Annotated in this window: 18 protein-coding genes; 8 read left to right on the top strand and 10 right to left on the bottom strand. The window is 64.9% G+C overall.

Going from position 1 to position 24,748, the window contains the following annotated elements; translation table 11 throughout:
* Window positions 1–17: 17 nt before the first annotated feature.
* The 4 genes from ACSFDB_RS09750 to ACSFDB_RS09735 all read right to left on the bottom strand — a co-directional run bounded on the left by ACSFDB_RS09750 (window position 18) and on the right by ACSFDB_RS09735 (window position 6,656).
* Window positions 18–890, bottom strand: coding sequence for an FAD binding domain-containing protein (locus ACSFDB_RS09750; RefSeq protein WP_440770804.1), 873 nt, complete (start codon window positions 888–890; stop codon window positions 18–20).
* Window positions 890–3,277, bottom strand: a complete 2,388-nt coding sequence (locus tag ACSFDB_RS09745; RefSeq protein WP_440770803.1) for a xanthine dehydrogenase family protein molybdopterin-binding subunit — start codon at window positions 3,275–3,277, stop codon at window positions 890–892. Before ACSFDB_RS09745 ends, ACSFDB_RS09750 begins: the two co-directional genes overlap by 1 nt.
* Window positions 3,274–3,753 (bottom strand): (2Fe-2S)-binding protein, encoded by a 480-nt coding sequence (locus tag ACSFDB_RS09740; protein WP_440770802.1) that lies wholly within the window; start codon window positions 3,751–3,753, stop codon window positions 3,274–3,276. The genes ACSFDB_RS09745 and ACSFDB_RS09740 overlap by 4 nt, the downstream gene beginning before the upstream one ends.
* 299 nt (window positions 3,754–4,052) lie before the next feature.
* The gene (locus ACSFDB_RS09735) at window positions 4,053–6,656 is read right to left on the bottom strand and encodes an efflux RND transporter permease subunit (RefSeq protein WP_440770801.1); all 2,604 of its coding nucleotides are present in this window, start codon (window positions 6,654–6,656) and stop codon (window positions 4,053–4,055) included.
* 152 nt (window positions 6,657–6,808) lie between these two features.
* Between ACSFDB_RS09735 and ACSFDB_RS09730 the strand changes: the two genes are divergently transcribed.
* Window positions 6,809–7,444 carry a DUF8102 family protein gene (locus ACSFDB_RS09730; RefSeq protein ID WP_440770800.1) on the top strand — a complete coding sequence of 212 codons (636 nt, stop codon included), beginning with the start codon at window positions 6,809–6,811 and terminating at the stop codon, window positions 7,442–7,444.
* Here the strand turns inward: ACSFDB_RS09730 and ACSFDB_RS09725 are convergent.
* The gene (locus tag ACSFDB_RS09725; protein ID WP_440770799.1) at window positions 7,425–8,243 is read right to left on the bottom strand and encodes a sensor domain-containing protein; all 819 of its coding nucleotides are present in this window, start codon (window positions 8,241–8,243) and stop codon (window positions 7,425–7,427) included. The two genes, ACSFDB_RS09730 and ACSFDB_RS09725, sit on opposite strands and share 20 nt — an antisense overlap.
* A 91-nt stretch (window positions 8,244–8,334) precedes the next feature.
* Window positions 8,335–9,168, bottom strand: coding sequence for a DUF4097 family beta strand repeat-containing protein (locus tag ACSFDB_RS09720; protein ID WP_440770798.1), 834 nt, complete (start codon window positions 9,166–9,168; stop codon window positions 8,335–8,337).
* A 274-nt stretch (window positions 9,169–9,442) separates the two neighbouring features.
* Here ACSFDB_RS09720 and ACSFDB_RS09715 point away from each other — a divergent pair, with 274 nt between their 5' ends.
* Both ACSFDB_RS09715 and ACSFDB_RS09710 read left to right on the top strand, forming a co-directional pair.
* The gene (locus tag ACSFDB_RS09715; protein WP_440770797.1) at window positions 9,443–12,229 is read left to right on the top strand and encodes a valine--tRNA ligase; all 2,787 of its coding nucleotides are present in this window, start codon (window positions 9,443–9,445) and stop codon (window positions 12,227–12,229) included.
* Window positions 12,230–12,512: 283 nt separating this feature from the next.
* Window positions 12,513–12,884, top strand: coding sequence for a DUF7344 domain-containing protein (locus ACSFDB_RS09710; protein WP_440770796.1), 372 nt, complete (start codon window positions 12,513–12,515; stop codon window positions 12,882–12,884).
* Window positions 12,885–12,898: 14 nt separating this feature from the next.
* On the opposite strand, the gene ACSFDB_RS09705 is transcribed toward ACSFDB_RS09710, so the two are convergent.
* Window positions 12,899–13,585 carry a DUF1405 domain-containing protein gene (locus tag ACSFDB_RS09705; protein WP_440770795.1) on the bottom strand — a complete coding sequence of 229 codons (687 nt, stop codon included), beginning with the start codon at window positions 13,583–13,585 and terminating at the stop codon, window positions 12,899–12,901.
* A gap of 501 nt (window positions 13,586–14,086) precedes the next feature.
* Between ACSFDB_RS09705 and ACSFDB_RS09700 the strand changes: the two genes are divergently transcribed.
* The 3 genes from ACSFDB_RS09700 to ACSFDB_RS09690 all read left to right on the top strand — a co-directional run bounded on the left by ACSFDB_RS09700 (window position 14,087) and on the right by ACSFDB_RS09690 (window position 16,777).
* Window positions 14,087–14,872: an acetoacetate decarboxylase family protein gene (locus tag ACSFDB_RS09700; RefSeq protein WP_440770794.1), complete on the top strand. Its 786-nt coding sequence runs from the start codon at window positions 14,087–14,089 to the stop codon at window positions 14,870–14,872.
* A 117-nt stretch (window positions 14,873–14,989) separates the two neighbouring features.
* Window positions 14,990–15,901: a pyridoxal 5'-phosphate synthase lyase subunit PdxS gene (pdxS, locus tag ACSFDB_RS09695; protein ID WP_440770793.1), complete on the top strand. Its 912-nt coding sequence runs from the start codon at window positions 14,990–14,992 to the stop codon at window positions 15,899–15,901.
* A 93-nt stretch (window positions 15,902–15,994) separates the two neighbouring features.
* The gene (locus ACSFDB_RS09690; RefSeq protein WP_440770792.1) at window positions 15,995–16,777 is read left to right on the top strand and encodes a hypothetical protein; all 783 of its coding nucleotides are present in this window, start codon (window positions 15,995–15,997) and stop codon (window positions 16,775–16,777) included.
* Between the two features lie 20 nt (window positions 16,778–16,797).
* On the opposite strand, the gene ACSFDB_RS09685 is transcribed toward ACSFDB_RS09690, so the two are convergent.
* From ACSFDB_RS09685 to ACSFDB_RS09675, 3 genes are all read right to left on the bottom strand, one after another.
* Window positions 16,798–17,148 carry a hypothetical protein gene (locus tag ACSFDB_RS09685; protein WP_440770791.1) on the bottom strand — a complete coding sequence of 117 codons (351 nt, stop codon included), beginning with the start codon at window positions 17,146–17,148 and terminating at the stop codon, window positions 16,798–16,800.
* 28 nt (window positions 17,149–17,176) lie between these two features.
* Window positions 17,177–18,058, bottom strand: coding sequence for a homoserine kinase (locus tag ACSFDB_RS09680; protein WP_440770790.1), 882 nt, complete (start codon window positions 18,056–18,058; stop codon window positions 17,177–17,179).
* Between the two features lie 328 nt (window positions 18,059–18,386).
* Complete coding sequence (locus ACSFDB_RS09675) at window positions 18,387–21,500, bottom strand: methyl-accepting chemotaxis protein (protein ID WP_440770789.1); 3,114 nt, start codon at window positions 21,498–21,500, stop codon at window positions 18,387–18,389.
* A 275-nt stretch (window positions 21,501–21,775) separates the two neighbouring features.
* Here ACSFDB_RS09675 and ACSFDB_RS09670 point away from each other — a divergent pair, with 275 nt between their 5' ends.
* Both ACSFDB_RS09670 and ACSFDB_RS09665 read left to right on the top strand, forming a co-directional pair.
* Window positions 21,776–23,098 (top strand): ABC transporter substrate-binding protein, encoded by a 1,323-nt coding sequence (locus tag ACSFDB_RS09670; RefSeq protein WP_440770788.1) that lies wholly within the window; start codon window positions 21,776–21,778, stop codon window positions 23,096–23,098.
* A gap of 256 nt (window positions 23,099–23,354) precedes the next feature.
* Window positions 23,355–24,722, top strand: coding sequence for an ABC transporter substrate-binding protein (locus ACSFDB_RS09665; protein ID WP_440770787.1), 1,368 nt, complete (start codon window positions 23,355–23,357; stop codon window positions 24,720–24,722).
* The last annotated feature ends 26 nt before the right edge of the window (window positions 24,723–24,748 follow it).

Below are 24,748 nucleotides of genomic sequence, written 5' to 3'. Positions count from 1 at the left end.
AAAGTGACGACGATCGGTCACTGACCGACGTCGAGCGCATCGGATAGCGCGCGCTCGGTGTCGATCGTCAGCAGGTGCTCTCGGTACTCTGCGCTGGCCTGTACGTCCGAGACGAACGCGTCGGCGTCCAGCGCGGTGCCCGCCTCGGCTGCCGCTGCGGTGATCGTCTCCTCGCTCACCGCGCTCCCCTCGAGTTCGTCCTCAACCGCCGACAGTCTCGCGGGGGTCGTCGTCGCACCGGTGACGGCGACTCGAGCCGACTGAATCGTCTCGCCGTCGGTGCGGAGCCAGACGCCGACGCCGACCATCGCGTAGCCGGAGAGCGGATCCCGTCGTTTGCGGTAGCCGCTCACGGCATCAGCGTCAGTCGGAATTCGAATCGCAGTGACGACCTCGTCGTCGGCGACCGCCGTTTCGAAGTGTCCCTCGAAGAGTTCGGTGGCGTCGATCGTTCGCTCGCCGTTCGAGCCGCGGACCTCGAGGGTGCCCTCGAGCGCGAGCAGGGCGGCCGGCGGATCCGAGCGCGGGTCGCCGTGGGCGAGGTTGCCGCCGATCGTGCCGCCGTTTCGGACCGGCGGATCGCCCAACTCGGAGGCGGCGTCGGCGAGCGCGGTCGCGTGTTCGCGAACGATTTCGGAGTCGGCGATTTCGGCGTGGGTGGCGAGTGCCCCCACCGAGATGCCGTTCTCGCCGTCCAGTTCTTCGATCGCGTCGAGCCCGCTCAACTGCCCGATGTCGATGAGCGCCGGGGGCGACTCGTCGCCGGTCTTCATCCGCGGCAGCAATCCGTGCGCGCCGGCGACCAGCTCGGCGCCGTCGTGGTCGCCGAGCAGTTCGACCGCCTCCTCGACGCTGTCGGCGCGGTGGTAGTCGAAGTCGTTGGTGTACATCAGTTGTCACCTCCCGTGGCCCGCCAGACCGACTCCGGCGTGATCGGCATGTCGAGGTGGTCGACGCCGAACGGCTCGAGCGCGTCCGCGACGGCCGAGACGATCGTTGGCGCCGCCGCGATGGTCGCCGACTCGCCGACGCCTTTCACCCCGATGGGGTTGTGGGGACTCGGCGTCACCGTGTTATCCGTCTCGAAGTCGGGCAACTGCGTCGCGTGCGGGACGACGTACTCGTCCATCCGGCGGGTTCTGAGGTGGCCGTCGTCGTCGTACGCTGCGCCCTCGTAGAGCGCCGCGCCGATCCCCTGTGCGATCCCGCCGTGGACCTGTCCCTCGACGATCATCGGGTTGATGATCTCGCCGCAGTCGTCGACCGCGACGTAGCGCTCGATCTCGATCTCGCCTGTCTCCGGTTCGACCTCGACGACCGCGACGTGCGTGCCGAAGGGGTAGGTGAAGTTCTCCGGGTCGTAGAAGTTCGTCTCCTCGAGCCCCGGATCCATCCCCTCGGGCAGGTCGTGGCCGAGATAGGCCTCGTGGGCGATGGTCTGGATGTGCAGCGAGCGATCCGGCGCGCCGGCGACGTGGAACTCGCCGTCGTCGAACTCGATGTCGTCGACGCTGGTCTCGAGTTGGTGGGCCGCGATTCGACGGGCCTTCTCTCTGACCTCGCGTGCGCCGCGGGCGATGGAGCCGCCGCCGACCGAGGCGCTGCGGCTGCCGTAGGTCCCCATCCCCTGTGGAATTCGATCCGTGTCACCCTCGACGACCGTGACGTCATCGACGGAGACGCCGAGCTCCTCGGCCGCGACCTGCGCGTAGGTCGTTCGGTGGCCCTGTCCCTGGTCGGCCGTTCCCGCGAGGACCGTCACCGATCCCGTCGAGTCGAAGCGGACGATCGAACTCTCCCAGCCGCCGGCCTGCGCGCCGAGGTCGCCCGCGAGTCCCGAGGGCGAGAGCCCGGCCGATTCGATGAAGCTGCCGATCCCGATGCCGATATATCGGCCCTCGTCCCGAAGCTCGCGCTGGCGCTCGCGCAACTTCTCGTAGTCAACGTGCTCGAGGGCCAGATCCATCGCGCGCTCGTACTCGCCGCTGTCGTAGACCAGCGCGGCCGCCGACTCGTAGGGGAACTCGTCGGGCGGGACGAGGTTTCGCCGGCGCAGTTCGGCCGGGTCCATCTCGAGTTCTCGCGCGGCGACGTCCACGAGCCGTTCGATCACATAGATCCCCTCGGCCCGCCCCGCGCCGCGGTAGGCGTCGACGGGCGTCGTGTTGGTGAACGCGCCGATAACGCGGCAGTGGATGGCCGGAATCGTGTACTGGCCGGAGAGGACGGTCGCATAGAGGTACGACGGCGTCGCCGTCCCGAACTGCGAGAGCTGCGCGCCGAGTCCGGCGTGGGTCTCCACTCGAACGCCGCGGATCGTCCCGTCGTCGTCGAGCGCGATTTCGCCGGTCGTCACGTGGTCCCGACCGTGGCAGTCGGTCAGGTAGCTCTCCGAGCGCGTCGCCTGCCACTTCACCGGCCGGCCGAGTTGCATCGAACACCAGGCCGTCACGGCCTCGTCGGGGTAGTGGTAGATTTTGCTCCCGAAGCCGCCGCCGACCTCGGGGGCGATCACCTGAATCTTGTTCTCCGGGAGCCCGAGCGTCCCCGCCGAGAGCAGCATTCGATGCAGGTGGGGGTTCTGGCTCGTCATCCAGAGGCGGAGCTTCCCCGTTGCCTCCTCCCAGTCCGCGAGGGCCGCTCGCGGCTCCATCGCGTTCGGAATGATGCGGGGCTGTCGGAGGTCGACGCTCGCAACGCGGTCGGCGTCGGCGAACGCCTCGTCGGTCGCGTCGGCGTCCCCGAGTTCGAAGTCGAAGGCGACGTTGTCCTCAGCCTCGTCGTGGACCGGCGGGACGTCGCGCTCGACGGCGTCGACCGGATCGGTGACGTGCTCGAGTTCCTCGTACTCGACCGAAATGTGCTCGAGGGCGTCGTGAGCCGCGTGTCGAGTTTCCGCGACGACGGCGGCGACGGGGGTTCCCTCGTGGCGGACCTTATCTGTGGCGAGCATGCGGTACTGGGGCTGGACGAGCCCGGGGAGGTCCCACGCGGTCGGAATCGTGTTTGGAACGCCGCTTTCGACGACGTCCTCGCCGGTGAACACTGCGAGCACGCCCTCCATCGCTTCCGCGTCGCTCGTGTCTATACTCTCGATTCGTGCGTGAGCGTGGTCGGAGCGCCGAATCGCCAGATGGGTCGTTCCGCGGAGGGAGATGTCGTCGGTGTACTCCCTGGATCCGGTCAGCAGCGGAACGTCCTCGCCGCGTTCGATCGCGGCGCCGAACGCGCCGCTACCGTCGCCGTCGGACGCTCCTCCCGTGTCCGCGTCGCTCATCGCTGCTCACCCAACTGGTCCGCCGTGGCCTCGATCGCGTCGACGATGTTCTGGTAGCCGGTGCATCGACAGAGGTTCCCCTCGATGGCGTCCCGAATCTCCTCGCGCGACGGGTCCTCGTTCTCCCGCAGGAACGTGTCGGCTGACATGAGCATCCCAGGCGTGCAGTAGCCACACTGGAGCCCGTGATTCTCCTGAAACTGCTCCTGCAGGGTCGACAGTTCGCCGTCGTCGGCGAGTCCTTCGACCGTCTCGATCTCCGCACCGTCGGACTGGACGGCAAACCGCGTACAGGATTTGATCGTCTCGCCGTCGACTCTGACGGTACAGGCGCCGCATCGCCCGGTCTCACAGCCGACGTTCGCCCCGGTGTAGCCGAGTTCCTCTCGGAGCGCCGAGACGAGCAGCGTTCGTGGTTCGACCGTCAGTTCGTGGTGTGTGCCGTTGACTGTTACAGAAATATTGTGTTCTGACATTATTACTCCCGGAGCGTTCGGTCGGCTCCGTCCCGAGTATTGTTTCCAACCCTCGTGTTAGAAACTCACACTCTATGCACACCGCATCGAGGTAAATAGGTTTGTGACCGAAATCACCGCTTTTGACCGTCAGCGACCCGAACATATCATTTTATCGTCTCGTACCGCCGCACGAGTCTGCGCCACTCGAGCGCGCGGTCGACGGTGTGGACGACACCCGAACGGTCGGTCACCGTCGACGGGCCGCCGCTAGAGTGGTCGAGCCGCCGAACTGGGGCGAAGACGATCCGCCGCTCTCGTTAGTTCGCTCGAGCGAGCAGCCGCTCCCGAAGCACGAGCAGACACGGCAGGACGGTAAGACAGGCGACGAACGCGAAGATGATACTCATTCCCGTCACCAGCCCGAATCGCTGCAGCGGCGGTGAGAGCGCGAGCGCGAGGACGCCGAAGCCGGCCGCCGTCGTCGCCGCGCTCCCGAGGAGCGCGCCGCCGGTGCCCGTGATCGTTGCGGCGAGGGCCTCCTCGAGCGACTCCCGTTCTTCCTTTTCGGCGATAAACCGCTCGCCGACGTGAATGCTGTAGTCGACTCCGAGACCGATCGCGAGGCTGGTGATGACGGCCGTCTCGCTGTTGAACGGCAGACCGAGCAGTGCCATCGCGCCGAGCAGCCACGCGAGGGCGGCGACCACGGGAGCGAGCGTGACCGCGCCCAGCGAGAGCGCACGGTGGCGAACCCAGTAGAGGACCGTCAGGAACGTCAGGATAACGACCAGTGTGATCGCAAAGGCCTGGACGAGCGTCTCGAGGAGGGCGTCTTGGACGACGGCGGTCGTCACGGGGCCGCCAGCCGCGACTGCGGTGACTGGCCCGTTGCTCTGGATCGCGGCCGCGAGGTCACGAGTGTCGTCGGCGACGGTCTGTGCGGCCGCGTCACCCTGGACGCTGACCAGCAGCCGGGACGTCTCGTAGCTCCCGTCGTCGGTCCGGTAGATTACCTCGGAGGCACGGTCCGAATCGACGTCGAATAACACGTCGTAGAAGCCGTCGACGTCCTCGTTTGGCAGGTCGTCGCCGGTCGTATCGCGCTCCTCGAGGGCGGCCGCGACGGTCTCGTTCTCGGCGGCGAGTTCGCGGATGACCGATGGCGGCCCCTCGATCGCTGCAGCGCCGCCCGGTCGAACGATGATCGTACTGTCGTCGCCGACCCCGCTGATCGCGTCGTCCATCGCGACGAGCGCGTCGGGATCGGTCACGTCGCCACGTATCAGTATCTGTGTTTGACTCCCCTCTCCGCGTTCGGCGAAGTTCGCGCCGAGATAGGCGGCGTCGTCGCTGATCGTGTACGTGTCCGGCGCCAGCGGCCCGGGGAGGAACTTGGCCCACTCGGGGGCATCTTCAGGGAGGAAATCGGCTTGATTGAACTCCGTATCGATCGTCGTCGCGCCGTAGGCGCCGCCGGTCGCGAGCAAGAATGCGACCAGTACGACCGCGAGCGGCGTCCGTCGAGCGAGCGTCACGAATCGCGAGAGGACGCGGTTGACGACGCTCGTTCCCGTTCCGAACGGCTGTTTCGCCCGGTTTCGTCCGAACCGGTTCTCGAGCACGTCGTCGACCTCGACTTTGAGCGCCGGAACGAGGACGGCGAACGCGACGAACGTGGCGAGAATGCCGCCGGCGCTCAGGATCGCGAAGTCCTGAATCGCCGGGAGCGGGCTGACCACGTTCGAGAGGAAGCCGACGCCGGTCGAGACCGTTGCAGCTCCGAGCGCGAGGACGACCCCCGACAGGCCGAGTGTCATTCCGGCCCGCGTCCCGATCACGCCGCCGTCAGTCTTCCCCGACGCGTCGACTGTCGCTTCCCTATCACCCGGTGACTGCGTCTCCTCGAGCTCGCCGGCTCTGGCCTCCCGATACCGCATCACGACGTGGAGCGCGTAGTCGATACTCAGACCGATTAGCAGGAAGGGGACGGCGATCAGCAGTTGACTCGAGGGGATCTCGAGCCAGCCCTGAATACCCGCGAGCCAGGCCATGACGACGGCGATGCCGAAGAGCCCGATGAGGACGTCGACGACGTCGCGGTAGGTGACCGCGAGGACGCCGAGGACGAGCACGAGCGCGACGGGCGTGATGATCGCGAAACTGTCGCCGACGGCACTCGAGGAGGCCGCGTCCGTAATCCCCTGGCCGAAGAGGAACGCATCCTCGAAGCGCTCGTCGACCAGGTTGCCGATCTGGACCTGCGCGTCGTAGGCGGCCTGTGGAACCTCGTTAGGGCCGCTGTCGTCGACCTGAAAAATGAAGGTGATCCGCGACTCGGCCTCGGTCTCGCCCGGCTCGTAGCTGGTCGGAAGGAACTCGTAGGCGTCCTCACCGCCTTGATCGCTGTCTGGATCGAGCACGTCTGCGAGTAGCTCTTCGACCTCCGCGTCCGAACGGGACTCGAGCGCGTCGATCCCCTCCTCGAGCGTCGGCTGGCTCGTGTCCGGCGGGCCGTTCGCCGCCGCGGCGCGATCTTCGAACACCGCGCCCGTCGCGACGATGTTCTCGAACCCGACGAATCCCTGCTCGTCGAGCGTCGCGTTCAGGTCGTCGTCTTCGCGAACCTCCTGCTGGAGGTAGAGTCCCTCGAGCAGCGAGTCGCGCGTCAGCACATCGCCGCCTTCGTCGCGAACGACGAGTTGGGCGACGACCCTGTCGTCGGTGCCGTAGGTCCGTTCGATCTCCTCTAGGGCTTCAGTTTCCTCGGAGTCGACGTCGAACTGGCCGATCTCGCCGTCCTCGCTCTCACCGATCGCCGCGCCGGCCGCGACGACGGCGGTGAGCAACAGGACCAGCACGACGACGAGGCGACTGTGCGAGACGACGAAATCCGCGTACCGCCTCCCCAATCCTCCGCTCATCGACTCTCCGCCCCTCCCCTTTCGCCACGCCGCGCGACTCGGTGACGGCGTGGAACGACGGCCCACGGACTCACGTTCATTGAACCGTATTCGAACCGGGAGAGCCATAGGGGTTCGGATCGAAACCGATGTTGTATAATCCGATACCGATTATGAACACGGATACCGACCGCGAACGCGGCGTGCTCAGCCCGGCCGACCGAGCCTATCTGCTGGGCGATCGGGAGATGGGCCACGAGCAGTCGAAGCGAAACGCCGAGGCGCGGATCCGACGCCGGATTCACGCTTCCACGGTCGATTTCGACCTCCTCCTCCACACGTTGCCCGAGAAGGACCGGAAGCAGGTGTTCGAACAGACCACGACCGACGCGGCGTTTCTGGACGGCCTTCGGGCGATGTTCGCCTTCGTCTACCTCGGCACCGAGCGATACGGTGTCGACTTCGAAGAGATCCTCACACCCGCTGTCAGGAGTTCCGAGGAGTATCTCGCCGCGACCGACCGGGACGAAACCGTCTCCGTCGACGTGACCTTCGACGTCGAGACGACGGTTGAATCGTCGCTCGAGGGAATCACCGAGCGGCTGGACGCGGGCGACCCGGTAACGCCGCGAGAGCTGTTTTCGATCGTCATGCAGGGGACGTACGACGCGACCCGGCACGACCGCATTCGCGTGGTCAGCGTCGACGGCGACGACAGCGGACCGTCGCTCGAGCGACTGGCGACGTACCTCGACGGCGACCTCGAGCGCGTTTCGGACGGGATCGCGGTTATTCGTTTGGGCGAATAGGGTCGTCTGTGGCTTCCGCCGGAGAGCCGAGCCGGCGGACGACGACCGCGAAGGGGTCGTAGCCGTCCTCGAGTGCGAGTCGCGCGAACCGGCCCCAGCCGCGAGCGAGCGCGTTGAGTGCGTGGAACGTACCGAACAGCAGCCCGACGCCGAGTATCGCGACCGCGAGCGCCTGCGGGAGCGTCGTAATCTCCCAGTAGCCGACGGTGAACACGGCGTCGACGCTGACGAGCAGGTAGTCCCAGCCGAGATGCAGCGTCTGGTGGATCTCGGGGGCTCGATCCGACACCGTGCCGACGTACAGTCCCGGCTGGTCGTAGTAGAGCGGGACCGTGAGCATGGCTACCGCGGTCGAAAAGCCGGTACCGACGAGCACGAACGAGACGACGCCGAGCGCGAATTTCACGGGAAGATACAGCACCGATGTCCACGTCTTTCGATGAGTCGCGAGCGACCGAATCTGCTCGGTGTGCGTGTCTCCGTCGGGGCTCGTCCGCGGTTCGATATCGACGTCCAACAGTGCGGCCGTCAGCCAGCGATCGAAGCCGGCGACGGCGAGCGCGGCGACGACCACGGCGGCCAGCAGCGGAATCCCGACGAGGATGATCGAGAGTCCGATGCCGAGTGAAACTCCCGTCACGACGAACACGAAGTAGGCGATGCCCAGCGGAAAGGCGAGCAACAGATAGGCCAGATTCAGGTACGTCCGGCGCTGGAACGGCACCGCGACGAATCGCTTGAGCCCCGCCGCCGCTCGTCCGAGGTGGCCGTCGGTGAGTGTCGTCGCGGTACGCGCCATTCGGTCGTGAGTGCTCCACGCGAAAAAATAAACGTTCGCCATCTGACGGAACGGGATCGAACGCACCGCGACCCCGCCGTTCCTCTCCCGATCAGGACAGCGGCGACACGTCGACCCCACCCGTCGTCGTCTCGAGTCGCAGCGTCGGTCCGCCGTCGCCCAGCGTTCCCGTCACGAGGTCGTCCTCGCGCGTTTCGTCGGTCAACTCGAGCCCGGTGACGTCGACTCCGCCCGTACTGGTACTCGCGTGGAGTTCGGCGTCGAGATCGGGATCGACGGCGGCGGAGACGCTGCCGGTCGTCGTGCTGATCGTCGTATCGCCGTCGATCGCGGGCACGTCGGTTGCGACCCGGCCAGTGGTCGTGTGGACGTCCGCGACCCCCTCGACGTCGCGGATCTCGACCTCGCCGGTACTCGACCGCGCGCCGACCGTTCCGTCGACGTTCGAGACGTCGATCTCTCCCGTCGTCGCCTCGATCGTGGGATCGCCCGTCACGTCCGTGAGCCTGACGCGGCCGACGCTCGCTTCGATTCGCTCGACCGCCAGCGCCTCGGGGATCTCGAGATCGAGGTTCATCGTGGGTTGGCTCTCGAACCAGCCGACGCTTCCCGTCCACTCCGAGCGGATCTCGAGGGTGTCACCGTCGGTTTCGGTTCGGAGTTCGAGCTCCTCGAGGTCGGTTCGGATCGAACTCGCCTGCTTCTCGATATCGAGGTCGATGTCGTCGCGATCGGTACCGACGACCGTGATTTCGCCCACGTTGCCGTAGACGGCGAGTCGGTCCGCGTCCGCCGACGAGAGCGTTTCGTGCTCCTCGACCTGCCGACCGACCAGCGGCGTCATCCCGCTACAGCCCGCGAATGCCGACAGCAGGCTCGCCCCTGCGGCCCCGAGCAGCGTTCGTCTCGACGGCTGCGCGCTCATAGTTCCATTCAGAACGTGATACCACGTTAACCCGATCGGTCGACTGTCGGCGGCCCAACCGGACCCCTACATTTTTATACGAGAATTGGGACGCCGGTTCGATTACTCCGGAGTGGCCACGTTCGCGACGAAACACCTAACACCGTTCCCCGCAGTACAGCCAGGTATGTCCGACACCGTCGCGAGTACGGCCGACACGCTCGACGGCCCGTCCGACGCCGTTTTCGTAGGGGCGGCCTAGCCCCACACCACCCACCCCGTTTCGACGGATGTATTGTCGGCGACCAGCATTCACCGAGCAACGACCGGTATCTCCAATGAACGACCACAGTTTCGACGACACGACGACGCACGGCCGACGCCCGAGACGGGCGGTGAGAGCATGAGCACGGACGCGCCGGAGCAGGAGGGTGATGACGCCCGAGACGGCGAGCCGAGCCTCGAGGGCGGCTACGACCCCGCAGCAGTCGAGTCGCGCTGGCAACGCCGCTGGATCGACGCGGACGTCTACGCGTACGACGGCGATCCGGGTCAGGATCCGAACACGACCTACGCGATCGACACGCCGCCGCCGACGGTCTCGGGCAGCCTGCACATGGGTCATCTCTACGGCTCCACGCTGCAGGACTTCGCGGCCCGTTTCCAGCGAATGGCCGACGGCGATGTCCTTTTTCCCTTTGGCTACGACGACAACGGAATTGCCTCGGAACGGCTGACCGAGGAGGAACTCGACATCCGCCACCAGGACTACGAGCGACGCGAGTTCCAGGAACTCTGTCGGGAGGTCTGTGCGGAGTACGAGGCCGAGTTCACGGAGAAGATGCAGTCCCTCGGGACTTCGATCGACTGGAACAACACCTACAAGACGATCGAGCCGCGCGTCCAGCGCATCTCGCAGCTCTCCTTCCTCGATCTCTACGAGAAAGACCGCGAGTACCGAAAGAAGGCCCCCGCGATCTGGTGTCCCGAGTGCGAGACTGCCATCTCGCAGGTCGAGACCGAAGACGACGAACGTCACTCGCACTTCAACGACATCGCGTTCGAACTCGTCGGCGAAAATCCACCTCGAGACGAGTTCGTCATCTCGACGACCCGGCCCGAACTGATTCCGGCCTGCGTCTCCGTCTTCGTCCACCCCGACGACGAGGCAAATCAGGATCTCGTCGGCGAGACCGCTCGCATTCCGCTCTTCGGCCACGAGGTGCCGATCATCGCAGACGAGCGCGTCGACATGGAGAAAGGCAGCGGCGTCGTCATGTGCTGTACGTTCGGCGACCAGAACGACATCGAGTGGTACCAGGCCCACGACCTCCCGCTGCGCGTCGCGATCGACGAGTCCGCGACGATGACCGACCTCGCCGGCCCCTACGAGGGGCTCTCCACGGAGGAGGCCCGCGAAGAGATCGTCGAGGACCTCGAGGAGGAGGGCTACCTCCGCGACCGCTGGGAGATCACCCACGCCGTCGGCGTCCACGAGCGCTGTGACACGCCCGTCGAGTACCGCGTCTCCAAGCAGTGGTACGTCGAAATTCTGGATCACAAGGAGGAGTACCTCGAGGCCGGCCGGGAGATGGACTGGTACCCGGAGAAGATGTTCACCCGCTATCAGCACTGGATCGAGGGCCTCGAGTGGGACTGGCTGATCTCCCGCCAGCGCGACTCGGGAATCCCGTTCCCGGTCTGGTACTGCGAGGCGTGTGACAACGAGATCATGGCCGAGCGCGAGGAGCTGCCAGTCGACCCGCTTTCGGACGAGCCGCCGGTCGACGCCTGTCCCGAGTGCGGTCACGACGAGTTCGTCCCGGAGGAGGACGTCTTCGACACGTGGGCGACCTCCTCGCTGACGCCGCTGATCAACGCGGGCTGGGACTGGGACGCCGAGGCCGAAGCGTTCCGGATGGACAACCCCGAACTCTACCCCTTCGACCTGCGACCGCAGGGCCACGACATCATCTCCTTCTGGCTGTTCCACACGATCGTCAAGTGCTACGAGCACACGGGCGAGGTGCCGTTCGACGCGACGCTGATCAACGGCCACGTGCTGGACGAGAACCGCGAGAAGATGTCCAAATCGCGGGGCAACGTCGTCGAACCCGACGCGGTGCTGTCGGAGTACCCCGTCGACGCGGTTCGCTTCTGGGCCGCCAGCGCCGCCGTCGGCGACGACTTCCCCTACCAGGAGAAGGACCTGACCGCCGGCGAGAAGCTCCTGCGCAAGCTCTGGAACGCCTCGAAGCTCGTCGACACCCTCGCTCCCGCCGAACCCGAGGAGCCGGCCGAACTCGAGGCGATCGATCGCTGGCTGCTCGCGGAACTGGACGACGCCGTCGAGACGCTGACCGACCACCTCGAGAACTACGAGTTCGCGAAGGCCCGCGACCGGCTGCGAACGTTCTTCTGGAACACGTTCTGTGACGACTACCTCGAGATCGCGAAGGGCCGCGAGGACAACCCGTCGACGCAGTACGCGCTTCGAACCGCCCACCGCACGTTCCTCGAGCTGTGGGCGCCGTTCCTGCCACACGTCACGGAAGAGATCTGGCAGGCGGTGTACAGTGGTACCGAGGGGAGCCTCGCCGAGACCAGCATCCACACGCGCGACTGGCCCGCACCACGGGGGTACGAGGCCGACCTCGAGGCCGGCGAGACCGCGATGGAGGTCATCTCGGCGCTGCGACGCTACAAGAGTCAGAACCAGTTGCCGCTGAACGCCGATCTCGAGTCGGTGTCGGTCTACGGTCCCATCGAGGGCTTCGAGGACGCGATCCAGAACGTGATGCACGTTCAGGAGTTGACCGTCCTCGAGGACGAACCCGAGGTGACGACCGAGGTCGCGAAGATCGACCTCGACTACTCGACGCTCGGCCCAAAATTCGGCTCGAAGGTCGGCGAGATCGACGCCGGGATCGACAGTGGCGAGTACGAGATCGACGACGCCGGTGTGCTCCGGGTCGCCGGCGAAGAACTCGAGGACGATCTGTTCGAGGTCGAACTCGAGCGCACATACTCGGGTGCCGGCGAGATGATCGAAACCGAGTCGGCGGTCGTCGTCCTCGAGTAACGCTACGGCTCGTTACCGTTCTCCGCTCTGTCATATCTACGTCCAAAAGCGCTGACTGCGCGGACGCTCGAATATTGTACACTCAGCTATTCGTGTAGATCAAAACAGCTGATTGTCATTGAATCTTTGGAAATCATGCCTCATTACTCAAAACATTCTGGAAATTAGTACGGTAGTAACAGAACGTTTATGGTACAGTTCACCCATTCGTGAGGTGTGCTCTGCTGAAGTTGTCGTTCGACGACAGGTCGTGAGCAGCCGTGTAAGCCGAGTACAGAGCACTATGAAGACAGAAACCTCGAACGTGAAATCTTCGAACAGCACCGCATCCCTCTCCACGAACGCTGTCTTCGACATTCTACTCGAAGAACAGCGACGGGACGCGTTGTCGTACCTCTCACAGAAAGTTGGGGCAGTGTCAGTCGACGAACTCATCGAAGGGATCGCCCACCGCAACGGCGACCTGACACCGGAACGACTCGAGGCGGTCTCGACTCGATTCTACCACGCCCACCTGCCGAAACTGATCGACGCAGCCGTCGTCAGATACGATTCGGCGACCGAGACGATCGAACGTCGCGATGCGGCTCGAATCCTCGATCCGTACCTCGAACTGGCCTCGCTCGAGGACGGACGACAGCCACGGTCGGCCTAGTGTCGCTTGGGGATTCAGGACGTACGCGACGATTGGACCTTTTTCACGCAGGTCGCGAGCGCGAGAAACAGCGCGAGCAGCGTAAACGTCACTTCCCCGGCGGCGACGACGCCGAGCGCGTCGGCACCGAGAGACATCGGTTCGTCTCGATCGACGGGGATCGAGGTGTGATGCGGGTCGCCGACGACCGGGACGAAGTAGTCGACGATCAGGTTGCTCGCATACCAGACGAGCGCGACGGCGACCGCCCAGACGGGGAAGTCGGTGATCCGGTGGAGGACGAACGCCTGGACGACCATCGCGAGGTGGCTCCAGAAGAGGAACTGGAACATCAGCGGATGCAAGTAGCCGTAGGCGTCGGAAAACGCGAGCAGCGTGTACGGCGTCCAGAGCCCGAGGATGATGTTCCCGAAGAAGGCCAGCGACGTCAGCCACGGCTGCTCGTAGCCGAGTTTCCACGCGGCGATCGCGAGCGCGATGAACAGCGTCGCCATCGGGCTGTCGGGCACCCACGGCCACATTACCGCCGGCGTCTCGGCGAACTGTCCCGAGTAGTACCAGAACCCGAAGGCCGTCCCCGCGAGGTTGATCGCCACGACGAGCCAGGCGAACCGAAGGCCGAGATCCTCGAGTCGCTTCGGAACGGGTGCGAGATACGTCGGCAACGGGTCACGGTCGGGCAGCCGGGTCGTCGCGGACATCGTTTCACCTGTCGTGAGGGTCGACACCCGCAAAACAGTAGCGGTTGACGGCTCTCGACCGTCGAGTATCGATCCGTCGGTGGGACTCGAGTCCCGTCTTCAGTCGTTTCCCGTTCGACAAGTGTCTCTCGCGCGACTGCTGTTCACTCGTTTGGCGTAGTGAACGGATGTAATCATCAAATATCTTCACGGAGTGACAAAACGCCGACCAGTATGGCCGCTCCAGCCGCAGTACAGAAGAGAGCTGTCAGAAACGAATTTATCACTTCAAAATCGAGCTGATACGCACAAAGGCGGCCTATTGTTCCACCAATAGCAATCGCAGAATAAAATTCCAGTCTACTGAGGGCGGATATGTGATACGAACTCATACACCCAAAATAGATTGATATCATGATAGCTTCTCCGCCTCTACTGAACACCGAATACGTCTCGATACCGTCGCGACCGGTCGATCGCTCCACCCGAGCCACTATCCACTATCGCGTCGTCACGTCCCGTATGAACCCCGAAACCGACGGTCCGACTCGAGTGACCCTCTCGACCGGCCACGAGATCGCCCTGCCGCTCGACCTCGAGTTCGCGTTCGGCGGCGTTACGGTCCCAGCTCGGCGTGATCGACTCGAGGCGCTGTTGCCGTCCGGTCTCTCCGCGCTCGCGATCGCACCCGGGGTCGGTTGCGTGACGTTCGTCGGGATTCAGTATCACCGCGTCGGCGGCGGACGAAACGAGGGCGAGGGTGCGAACGACGACGAAACCGGCCTTGAGCCCTACGACGAGTTCGCGGTCATCGTCCCGGCCGTTCGCGGGAGTCGGACGGCGCTTCCGTTCGCCCAGCTGGCCGACGGCGAGGTCGGCGGCTATGTCCACTGGCTGCCGGTGACGACCGACGCGTCGGTCGCGCTGGGGCGCGAGATCTGGGGCTACCCGAAGGAGCGGGCCGAGATCACGGTGACGGACGGGCCGCAGGGGCTGCGCGCCGTCGTCGGTGATGGCGAGACCGGGACGTCAGCCGTTCGCCTCGAGGTCCCGCGCCCGCGAACGCGAGTCGCCACCCGCGAGCGCGACTGGACGATGTGGAGTTATACGACGTTGAACGCCGACCTGCTGCGGTCGCGGGCCGAAATCCGCGGCGAGATTGCGCTCGGCTCGCCGGTCGGGACGGGACTCGAGATCGACTCCGAGCTACAGGCGACGCTCGGCTGTTGGAATCGTCCGATCGCGCGTTTGTACGGCTCCCGGGCTCGTGCTCGGCTTCACGCCGGCGCTCCGGTCGATGCATTGTGAGTCTTCAGTTAGTATTGCGAGAGCGATTCTGCTGATCAACCTCGCAGCGTTTCGGTTCGTCAACCAGTCGTATCCGGAACGGATACGCGTAAGTGTGGTGGCTCCTAACGGCGCAGTATGACCGAGACTGAGACCGATCTCGAGGAGCTCCGACGCGGAACCGACCTCGTCAAGCGCGGATTCGCCCGGATGCAGAAAGGCGGCGTCATCATGGACGTCGTGAACAAAGAGCAGGCCCGAATCGCCGAGGACGCCGGCGCCGTCGCCGTCATGTCGCTCGAGGCCGTCCCCGCGGATATCCGCAAGCGGGGCGGCGTTGCCCGGATGGCGGACCCCGCGGACGTCGAGGAGATCGTCGACGAAGTCTCGATTCCGGTGATGGGCAAGTCCCGCATCGGTCACACGAAGGAAGCTCAGATTCTCGAGGCCGTCGGCGTCGATATGATCGACGAGTCGGAGGTGCTCACCCCCGCCGACGACGCCTACCACATCGACAAGCGAGACTTCACGGCGCCGTTCGTCTGCGGCGCTCGGAACCTCGGCGAGGCCCTCCGACGGATCGACGAGGGCGCGGCGATGATCCGAACGAAGGGCGAAGCCGGCACCGGCGACGTCAATCAGGCCGTCCACCACCAGCGCACCATCAAGGGCGCGATCCGCGAACTCGAGGGCATGAAACACGAAGAGCGTGAGGCCTACGCCCGCGAGATCGAGGCGCCCGCGGAACTGGTCCACGAGACCGCCGAAATGGGTCGACTCCCCGTCGTCAACTTCGCGGCTGGCGGCATCGCGACGCCCGCGGACGCGGCGCTCATGATGCACCACGAGTGCGACGGCATCTTCGTCGGCAGCGGCATCTTCGGCGCCGAGAACCCGCCGGAGATGGCCGAAGCGATCGTCGAGGCGACGAACAACTGGGACGACCCCGAGACGCTCGCCGAAATCTCGAAGCACCTCGGCAAGGGGATGAAAGGCGACGCGAACGCGGATCTCGCCGAGGAGGAGAAGCTGCAGGGTCGGGGCGTCTAATCGCTCGCGGGCGAAAATCGCTTCTCTGTTACCTCCGACTCGCGACCGTTCGGCAAGCACCTCCGTTTTCTCCGTACGTCGCCTACGGTCCGTATGAGCCAGGCACCGTCTTCGTCCACGTTCGAGCAACTGTCCGAGAACCTCAAAATGGGTGCCATCCGGCTACTCGAGGAAACCACCACCGACGGGTCGGACGAGACGCTGTCGACGACGGCGGCCGAACTCTGGGACGTCGTCGAGGAAGTCGAAGACCTCTTCGGGACGATCGACCTCGAGAAGTTACCCGACGTCGTCGAGGTGTCGGCGCTGCCGGATCTCCTCGACCTGGACGAACTCCCGGAGGCGATTCGCGAGCGGGATCCGGCCGTAGCGTTGGATCTCAGCACGATCCGGCACGTTATCCACCTCCGAGAGCTCTGGAACACCGTCGACCTCGTCGATTTTCAGAAAGAACTGCGACAGCTCAAAGCCGAACTCGAGGACGTCGTCGGCCCGGATCTGCTCGACTCCTCCGGCGACTCCGAAGCGGCTGCCGACGTCGAGTCGTTCGTCGACGACGTGAAAGCCGATGCGCCGGATGCAGCGCTCCAGCAGCAGGCGAAAAAGGCGTCGAAGGCGGCTCGGAAGGGGGTTCTCGAGGGCCACTCGACGTTCGAAGACCTGTACGAGTCGAAACAGCGCGGCTCCGGCTACGCCGGCCGACGACCGGTCTCGAACAATCCGACGACGGTATCGTTGGTTCCCGCGGGTCCGCTGCCAGCCAGCGTCTCCACGCGCGTGTCGACCGTCCCGAGCAACGTTCGCGGGGCGAAGGTCGATGCACTCCCGCGGATCTACGGCCGGCGCTGGAAGACGGCCCGCGGCTCGAAGCGGTGAGCCGACGCGACCAGCGGGCCTCACCACCACGTCCGCGGTGGTGGAACGAGCCCCGTACCGACCAGTCCGAGAAACGCGAGGTACGTTATCGCTCCGCCACAGAACAGCGATAGCACCACGGTTGGCGCGATCCAAGCGCCGACGGCCACGACGAGCAACGCGAGGACGACGGATACTGCCTGTACCGCCGGCCGCTCCCAGTACTCTCGAACGGTTTCGACGTCTCGAGCGGCGACGAGTTCGAACGCAATCGTACCGAGTCCGCCGAGGGCGAGCGCGAGCGGCGACAGCGACGCGTCGACCAGAACGACGGCGATGCCGACGGCAGCGAGAACGAGTATCGTGAGTGCGGCGTCGGTTCGGGCTCCCATCGGTGGCTACTCGAGGTGATGGTGACGATCAGTCCCGGTAGAGCCGCGCACCCTCGCCGACGTGAGTCTGGTAGGCGCGGCAATCGATACCGCTCGCCTCGAAGGCGTCGACCATCGCGCCGGCGATCTCGCGTTGATCTTGCTGGTGACAGACGGCGAGGATTCCCGGGCCGGCCCCGCTGACCGTGACGCCGGTCGCGCCCGCCTCGAGGGCGGCCTCGCGGACGTCGTCGTAGCCGTCGATCAGCGCGGTGCGCCGGGGCGTGACGATGGCGTCGTTCATCCCGCGGCCGACGAGTTCGGGGTCGTTTCGGGTCATGCCGACGGTGAGCGTGGACGCGTTGCCGACGGTGTCGACGACGTCCTCGAGTGTAGCGGAGTCGGGGACGACCCCGCGCGCGTCGCGTGTCGACACGGACTGTTCCGGGAGACAAGCCACGACGGGGATCTGCGCGTCGACCTGGGTGACGTTGTCGTCGGTGACGACGGTAAAACCGCCCAGCAGCGAGGGGGCGACGTTGTCGGCGTGGGCCTCGCCGGAGACGAGGGCCTCCCCTTCGGCGGCGATCGGGACGAGTTCTTCCCGCGAGAGGCCGCGATCGTAGAGCGCGTTGAGCGCGACGGCCGCTGCGGCCGCGCTCGCGGCGGACGAGCCGAGCCCCGAGGAGGGGCGGACGCCTTTGTCGATCTTGATGTGGGCCGGTGCGTCGAGCGCGTCGGCGACCGCGCCGACGGTGTTCTGGTTCGGATCCTCCGGAATGTACTGGCTGCCGGCGCCGGTGATCGAGATGCGCGTTTCCGGCGCGCGTTCGACCCGAACCACGTCGGCGGGCGTCTCGAGGGCGACGCCGAAGACGTCGAAGCCACTCCCGAGGTTCGCACTCGTCGCCGGTGCCCGCACGGTGAGCATGCCGATTGCTTCCGAGACTGCAGGCAAAAAGGTAGCGGACCGCGACGGCCCGGTGGGTGATCGATCCACCGGCGGGGCGACGATCCAGTCGAACGGCGAACGCACGAACCGAACGACGACGCGTTCTCCCGTCCGCTGCTCGAGATGGACTCGACCTGCAGAACAGCCGCCGCCGACGCTCTGTAACGGTGCTCGAGGCGGTCTCTACTCGACAACTGATCGCGAAAACAGCGACCACGGATTTCGGACGCATTCGACGGATCGCCGACGGTGAACCCCACCGAAGGTGATCGGGTAACGCGGTTCGATTCGACTCGAGAGCGGACCGTTACTTGTCGTCCGTGTTCCCGAACGTGAACACGTCGTCGTCGTTTTCGACGCTATCGTCCGCGTCGTCCGGGCTGCTGGTGTTCTCGACCTCGTCCTGACTGCCAGTGTTCTCGGCGTCGGTCGCTTCGGACCCTGCGTCGGTCTCGGTTTCGGTCTCCTCGACTGGTTCGAGCGGCTCTGCGGTTTCGTCACCGAGCGGTGCTGCACCGCTGTCTCCGAGCGGATCCGCTCCGTCGTCAGCGGCTGGGTCGGTCTCCGACTCGGATGCCGGTTCGCCGGCTACGTGGTCCGCGTCGGTCTCCTCGTCGATCCCGAGAATCTCCTCGGCACCGAGTTCGGTCGCGTCACCCGCCGGTGTCTCCTGCTCGGTATCGGCTGCTGCCATCGGTTCGGCGTCGGGTTCCGGTGCGGCCACCGGCTCCGTATCCTCCGATGCTGGGGCAGGATCCGAATCGAACGTCGGTGTGGATGCCGTTTCGGTGTCGGCAGGCTCCGACTCGAGCGCGTCGGTGGCCGATGCCGTGCCGGCCGACGTCTCGTCGCCGATTCCTGATGGGGCCGCTGTTTCGGTCGACTCGGCCTGGAACGTTTCGGTCGACTGCTCCGAATCCGAATCGGTTGATTCGACGGAGGCACTGGCCTCGGACTGGCTCGACTCGAGCGTGATCCCCTGGCCCTGGCTCCGTTCCGCCGTCGTTGCGTCCGTCTGCGGTTCGGACGCTTCGTCGTCGGTCTCGGGTCCCGGCAGGTCCGGATCGTCGTCCTCGTCGAAGTCCAGTTCGAGATCCGCGCGGTCGGCGTCGGTATCGAACCGGTCGAGCGCCTCGGAGAGCTCTGCGGCCTGCCCGGAGAGGTTCGAAGCGGACTTCGTCACTTCGGTCAGTGCGGTGGTCTGCTCTTCGGCCGCTGCGGCGACGTTCTCGGCTTCGGAGGTCGTTTCCTCGGAGACCGTCGCGGCGTCGTCGACCATCGCGACGACTTCCTGCGTCGAGGCGGCCTGCTCTTCGGTCGCCGCGGAGATCTCCTGGACACCGATGTTGGTCTCCTGGGCGAGATCGGCGATCTCCTCGAGTGCCTTCACGGCTTCTTCGACCTGTTCGCCGGCGTCTTCGATGTTCTCGCTGGTTCCTGCGACTTCGTCGGCGGACCGTTCGGTCCGCTCGCGGATCGCCTCGAGGCGGTCTTCCGCCTCGTCGGCCGCTTCCGCGACGTCCTCGGAGAGGGCCTTGACCTCCTTCGCGACGACGGAGAAGCCTTCGTCGTCCTGTCCGCCCGCCGCGGAGCGAGAGGCCTCGATGTTGGCGTTCAGTGCCAGCATGTTCGTCTGACGAGCGATCTCGGAAATCGTCGCGATCAGCTCGTCGATCTGCTGGACCTCCTCCTCGAGCCGGCGGATCTCGTCGACCGCACCGCCCGCTTCCGTCTCGATCTCGTTCATCGCGGCGATGGCCTCTTGGGCCGCCTGCTGACCCTCTTGGCCGGTGTCGACCGTCCGTTCCGCGATGTCTGCAACCTCGTTCGAAGAGGCGGCGATCTCTTCGGTCGTCGTCGAGAGGCCGCTCATCTCCTGGTTGACCGACTGGAGCGACTCGTTCTGTCGCTCCGCACCGTCGGAAATCTCCTGGATCGATTCGGTGACCTGCTGGGAGGCGGATCGGACCTCCTCGCTCGAGGCGGTCACCTGTTCGGAGGCGGTCGCGACGTCGGTCGCGAACCGGTTGAGTTCGGCCACCGTCTGCTCGATCTCCTCGAGCATCTGGTTGAACTCGTCGGCGATCTCCGCCATCGCCTCGTTGTCGCTTTCGGCATCCATCCGAGCGGTCAGATTACCGTCGGCGGCCGCCTCCATGACGTCGCTGTACTCGTCGGCTTTCTCCTCTAAGTGGCCGTTGATCTCTTCGACCCGCTTGCGTTCGCGTTCGGCGTCCTCGCGGGCAGCTTCGGCCTCCTCGATCTGTTCGCGGAGGGCGTCGCGCATCGAGTCGAACCCGTTGTAGAGTCGGCCGATGTTGTCGACCCGCTTGGTCTCCAAGTCGACGTCGAGGTCTCCCTCCTCCATCTTGCTCGCCTTGCCGGTGAGCCGATCGATCGAGACGGCGGTGTTCCGACCGAGCACGGCGCCGATCAGCCCGATCATGAGCACGCCGGCGAGTGTCGCGTAGATCCCCCAGTCGTTGACCGTGTTGACGAACCCGTACGCCTGGCTCTCGGGTTCGTGGGTCACGACCACCCAGTCGGTCCCCAGTACGCGTGCCGAACTGACGACGTAGTCCTCGTCGTCGCTGAAGTCGTAGGCTGCGGTGTCGAAGCTCAGCGCGGAGCCGGGGACCTGATTCGTCCCGGCGCCCTCGGTTCGTGCCGGCTCGACGATTGTGTCGGCGTTCTGATCGCCGTAGGCGAGGCCGAGCGTTTCGTGGTCTTCGCCGTAGCCCTCGTTGTCGGCCATGACGTCGTTGTTCCCGTCGACGACCATCGTCGTGATCCCGTCGTCGTCGGCGAGGCGGTTCGCGTGTGCCTCGAGTTCGGCCGTGTAGACGATCGCTCTGTCCTCTGCGTTCGGGACGGACAGCACGTAGGTCATCACGGTCACCTGCTCGTCGCCGAGTTCGCGGTCGACGGTGTAGGCGTCGGAGACCCACGGCACACCCTCCGTTCCGGCGGCTTCGTCGTAGGCTTGGGCGGGGACGGCTTCGATATCGTCGATCGTTGCCGGCTCCGCTCCGCCGGTATCGAGGTCCGTACTCGCGAGGACGGTCCCCTCGTCGGTGTCGACGTAACTTATCGCGTGCGTGTCCGCATCGAGGTGTTCCTCCCAGTCGAGGAACCGCTCTTCGATCGCGTCCGGCTCGTCACTGGCGACGACGTCCGACCAGGCGATCACCCCGATGGTGTGTTCGTTTTGTTCGTTCCACATCTGCAGGTTCTGTGCTTCCTGACTGGCGAACGACGTGTGGTCGTCCTGCACACGATCCTCTACCTGATTCGTGATTCCAGCGGTCGCACCGAACCCGACCAGCCCAACCCCCAGACCGAGTATCAATAGCACGATCCCGAACTTGACCGCGTATCGACGGCGGATAGCTGATGGCACCAATCGTCGAAAGACGTCCATAGATACAGTAGGGGTGAGAGTGTCCCTACATAAATTGTCAGCCGCCGTTATCGGTGCTGATAATCGGTTATGGAAGTGGTATTTTCACCGAACGGAAAGATAGCTCACCGTTCGGTCGAAAAACGCTCCTGCTGTGGTGAAATTTATTCTGAGGCGTCGTATCCGGGAACATCTTCCAATCCGTACGATTCGTCAAAGCTGTGCTCACGCCGTTCGACCGTCGTGAGACACTCTCCACAACTGTTAAGAAACGGAGGTCGAAATCTCGAGTTAGTATGACCGAAGAGAGGTGCAGGGATGCACGTACTTTGCCGACCGCGTCTTCTACACTGGAGCGCCGTACACTCCTCAAAGCGGCAGCGGGTGGGGCGGCCGGTGTCTCGGTAGCAGGATGTCTCGATGCGTACGAAACCGTCGCCGGTTCGAGCGACGACGAGGAACCGATCACGATCGGGATACTGACGCCGGATCCGAACAGCGACTTCATCGGTCGATCGATCGAACAGGGAGTCGAACTCGCCGTCGACCAGCTCAACGACGAGGACGGCGTGCTCGGTCGAGAGATCGAGACCGTCGTCGGCGACACGAACGGTAGTCCGCTCGAGGCCCGCCGCCAGTACGATCGCCTCGTCCTCGAAGAAGGGGCAGACGTCACGATCGGTATGTTCGCGACCGAAGCGCTGCAGGGGATTATCGACAAGATCGCCGAACAGGAGACGATCCACATCACGGCGGGCTCCGCGACGTCGTCCGTGAGCCGGCTCGTCCACGAACAGTACGACGACTACAAGTATCATTTCCGTGCCGGACCGGTCAACGACGTCACGCTGGGCGAGGTGCAACTCGACTTCTTGGACGAGATGGGTCCCGAGATCGGGTGGGACTCGGTCGCGATGCTGGCCGAAGACTACGCCTGGAACGACGGCGTGTGGGAGACGTTCGAGGAGAACCTGCCGACCGACACGACCGACGTGACGATGTGGGACCGGTACTCGCCAGCGACCAACGACTTCACCGACATCTACGACGCCGTCGCGGAGTCGGGTGCGGACGCCGCGTACATCTCGACCGCACACACCGGAACGGACGCGATACTGGACTGGGCGACGGACCAGCGAGAGTTCGCCTTCGGTGGGATCCACGTCCCGATGCAGCTTCCGGAGTACTACGGCATGGTCGGCGGCGCCTGTCGGTACGGGGTCGGGTACGCCAGCGCGACGGCGACGAGCGAGCTGACCGAGCACACCCAGCCGTTCGTCAGCGACTACGAGGCGTTCCACGACGGGAGCACACCGGTGTACACCGGCTACATCGCCTACGACGCGGTGAACCTGTTCGCCGAGGCCGTCGAGCGGGCCGACTCCCTCGACAGCGACGTCCTCGTCGACGAACTCGAGGCCACCGAACACACCGGGACGACCGGGACGATCGAGTTCTACGATCGGGATCATCCGCACGCTCACGACGTCGTGTACGGCGAAGACAACGTCCACCCGGTCTTCTTCCAGTGGCGAGAGGACGGCGGGGAGGGTGTTCAGGAGACGATCTGGCCTCACGGCCAGGCGACGGCCGACTACGTCGACCCCAGCTGGTTGTAGGCGAGCGACGCCCGCTCGAGTCGGTGCGACGAATCGATCTGGCTCCGTTTCGGTTCGATCGGTATCGTCAGTTCGGTGCGGTTTCGTCACTCTTCTTCGCAATCGGAAATAATCTATCTAAACGGAAATAAACCAAACGAACATTTCCACTACCGCGGTAACTCTCGTCGAATCTCCATCGATCGTTCCGTATTCACTCGGCCTGTATCATTTGCCCACAAACATTAAGGAACTGAGGAGATAACAACAGTATGGTATGAATAAACGTGGGTGCAGTGGAGCGAGCGACCTCGGTTCGAACGCGCAATCCGGGTCGCTAGACCGGCGGTCGCTGCTCAAAATGACTGCCGGCGGGACAGCGGGAATCTCTCTCGCGGGCTGTCTCAGTTCCTACGAGTCCATCACCGGAGCCAGCGACGACGAGGAGACGATCACGATCGGGATGCTGGCCCCCGAGCCCGAAAGCGACTTCGTCGGCCGATCGATGGCCCAGGCAGCCGCGGTCGCCGTCGACGAACTCAACGAGAACGGCGGGATCGACGGCACGGAGGTCGAACTGGCCGTCGGCGATACGAACGGGAGTCCGCTCGAGGCCCGACGCCAGTACCAGCGGCTCATTCTCGAGGAAGGGGCCGACGTGACGATCGGCATGTTCGCGAGCGAGGCGCTCGTGAACATCATGGACGACATCGCCGAGCAGGAGACGATCCATCTCACCGCCGGCGCGGCGACCCAGATCGCGAGTCGACGGGTGCACGAGGAGTACGATCGCTACAAGTATCACTTCAGGGTCGGGCCGACGAACGACGTCGACCTCGGTCGGGCACAGATCAACTTCATGAACGATATCGCGACCGATATCGGCTGGGAGTCGATCGCGGTGCTCGCGGAGGACTATCCCTGGGCTGACGAACCGTGGCGCATCTATCAGGACCAGCTCGCTGATACTCCCGTCGACGTCGTGATGGACGAGCGCTATCCCCCGGCAACGAACGATTTCTCGGAGATGTACGACGACGTCGCCGAGGCGGGCGCCGACGCGGTGTTCATCTCGACGGCGCACACGGGCACCGACGCACTCCTCGACTGGTCGTATCCGAACCGACCCGATTCCCAACCCCAGCCGCAACCGTTCGCGTTCGGCGGGATCCACGTCCCGATGCAGATTCCGACGTACTACGAGGACACGAACGGAGCGTGTCGGTACGGGCTGGGCTACTCGGCCGCGACGGAGGAGAGCGAAATCACCGAGGTGACACCGCAGTTCGTCGATCGCTATCACGACGCGTTCGACTCCTACCCGCAGGATATGGGCTACTACACGTACGATTCGGTCGCGCTGTTCGCCGAGGCCGTCGAGCGAACCGGGACGACGGAGACCGACGAACTGATCTCGGAACTCGAGGGGATCGAGTACACCGGTGCGACCGGGACCGTCAAATTCTACGATACGGATCACGCTCACGCACACGATCGAGTGTACGACGTGGACGACGACTCGACGGTCGGTATCTACTTCCAGTGGCAGGAAAACGACGACGGCGAGGGCGTCAGAGAGGTCATCTGGCCCGAATCGTACGCAACCAGCGAGTACGTGACGCCACCGTGGCTCGCGGACGGCTGACGATCGCTTCGCCGCTTCCGTCTCCG

Source organism: Natronorubrum amylolyticum (genome assembly GCF_052040145.1).
Lineage (GTDB): Archaea > Halobacteriota > Halobacteria > Halobacteriales > Natrialbaceae > Natronorubrum.
The sequence above is the reverse complement of the archived record's forward strand: the minus strand, read 5'-3'. Positions and strand labels throughout refer to the sequence as shown.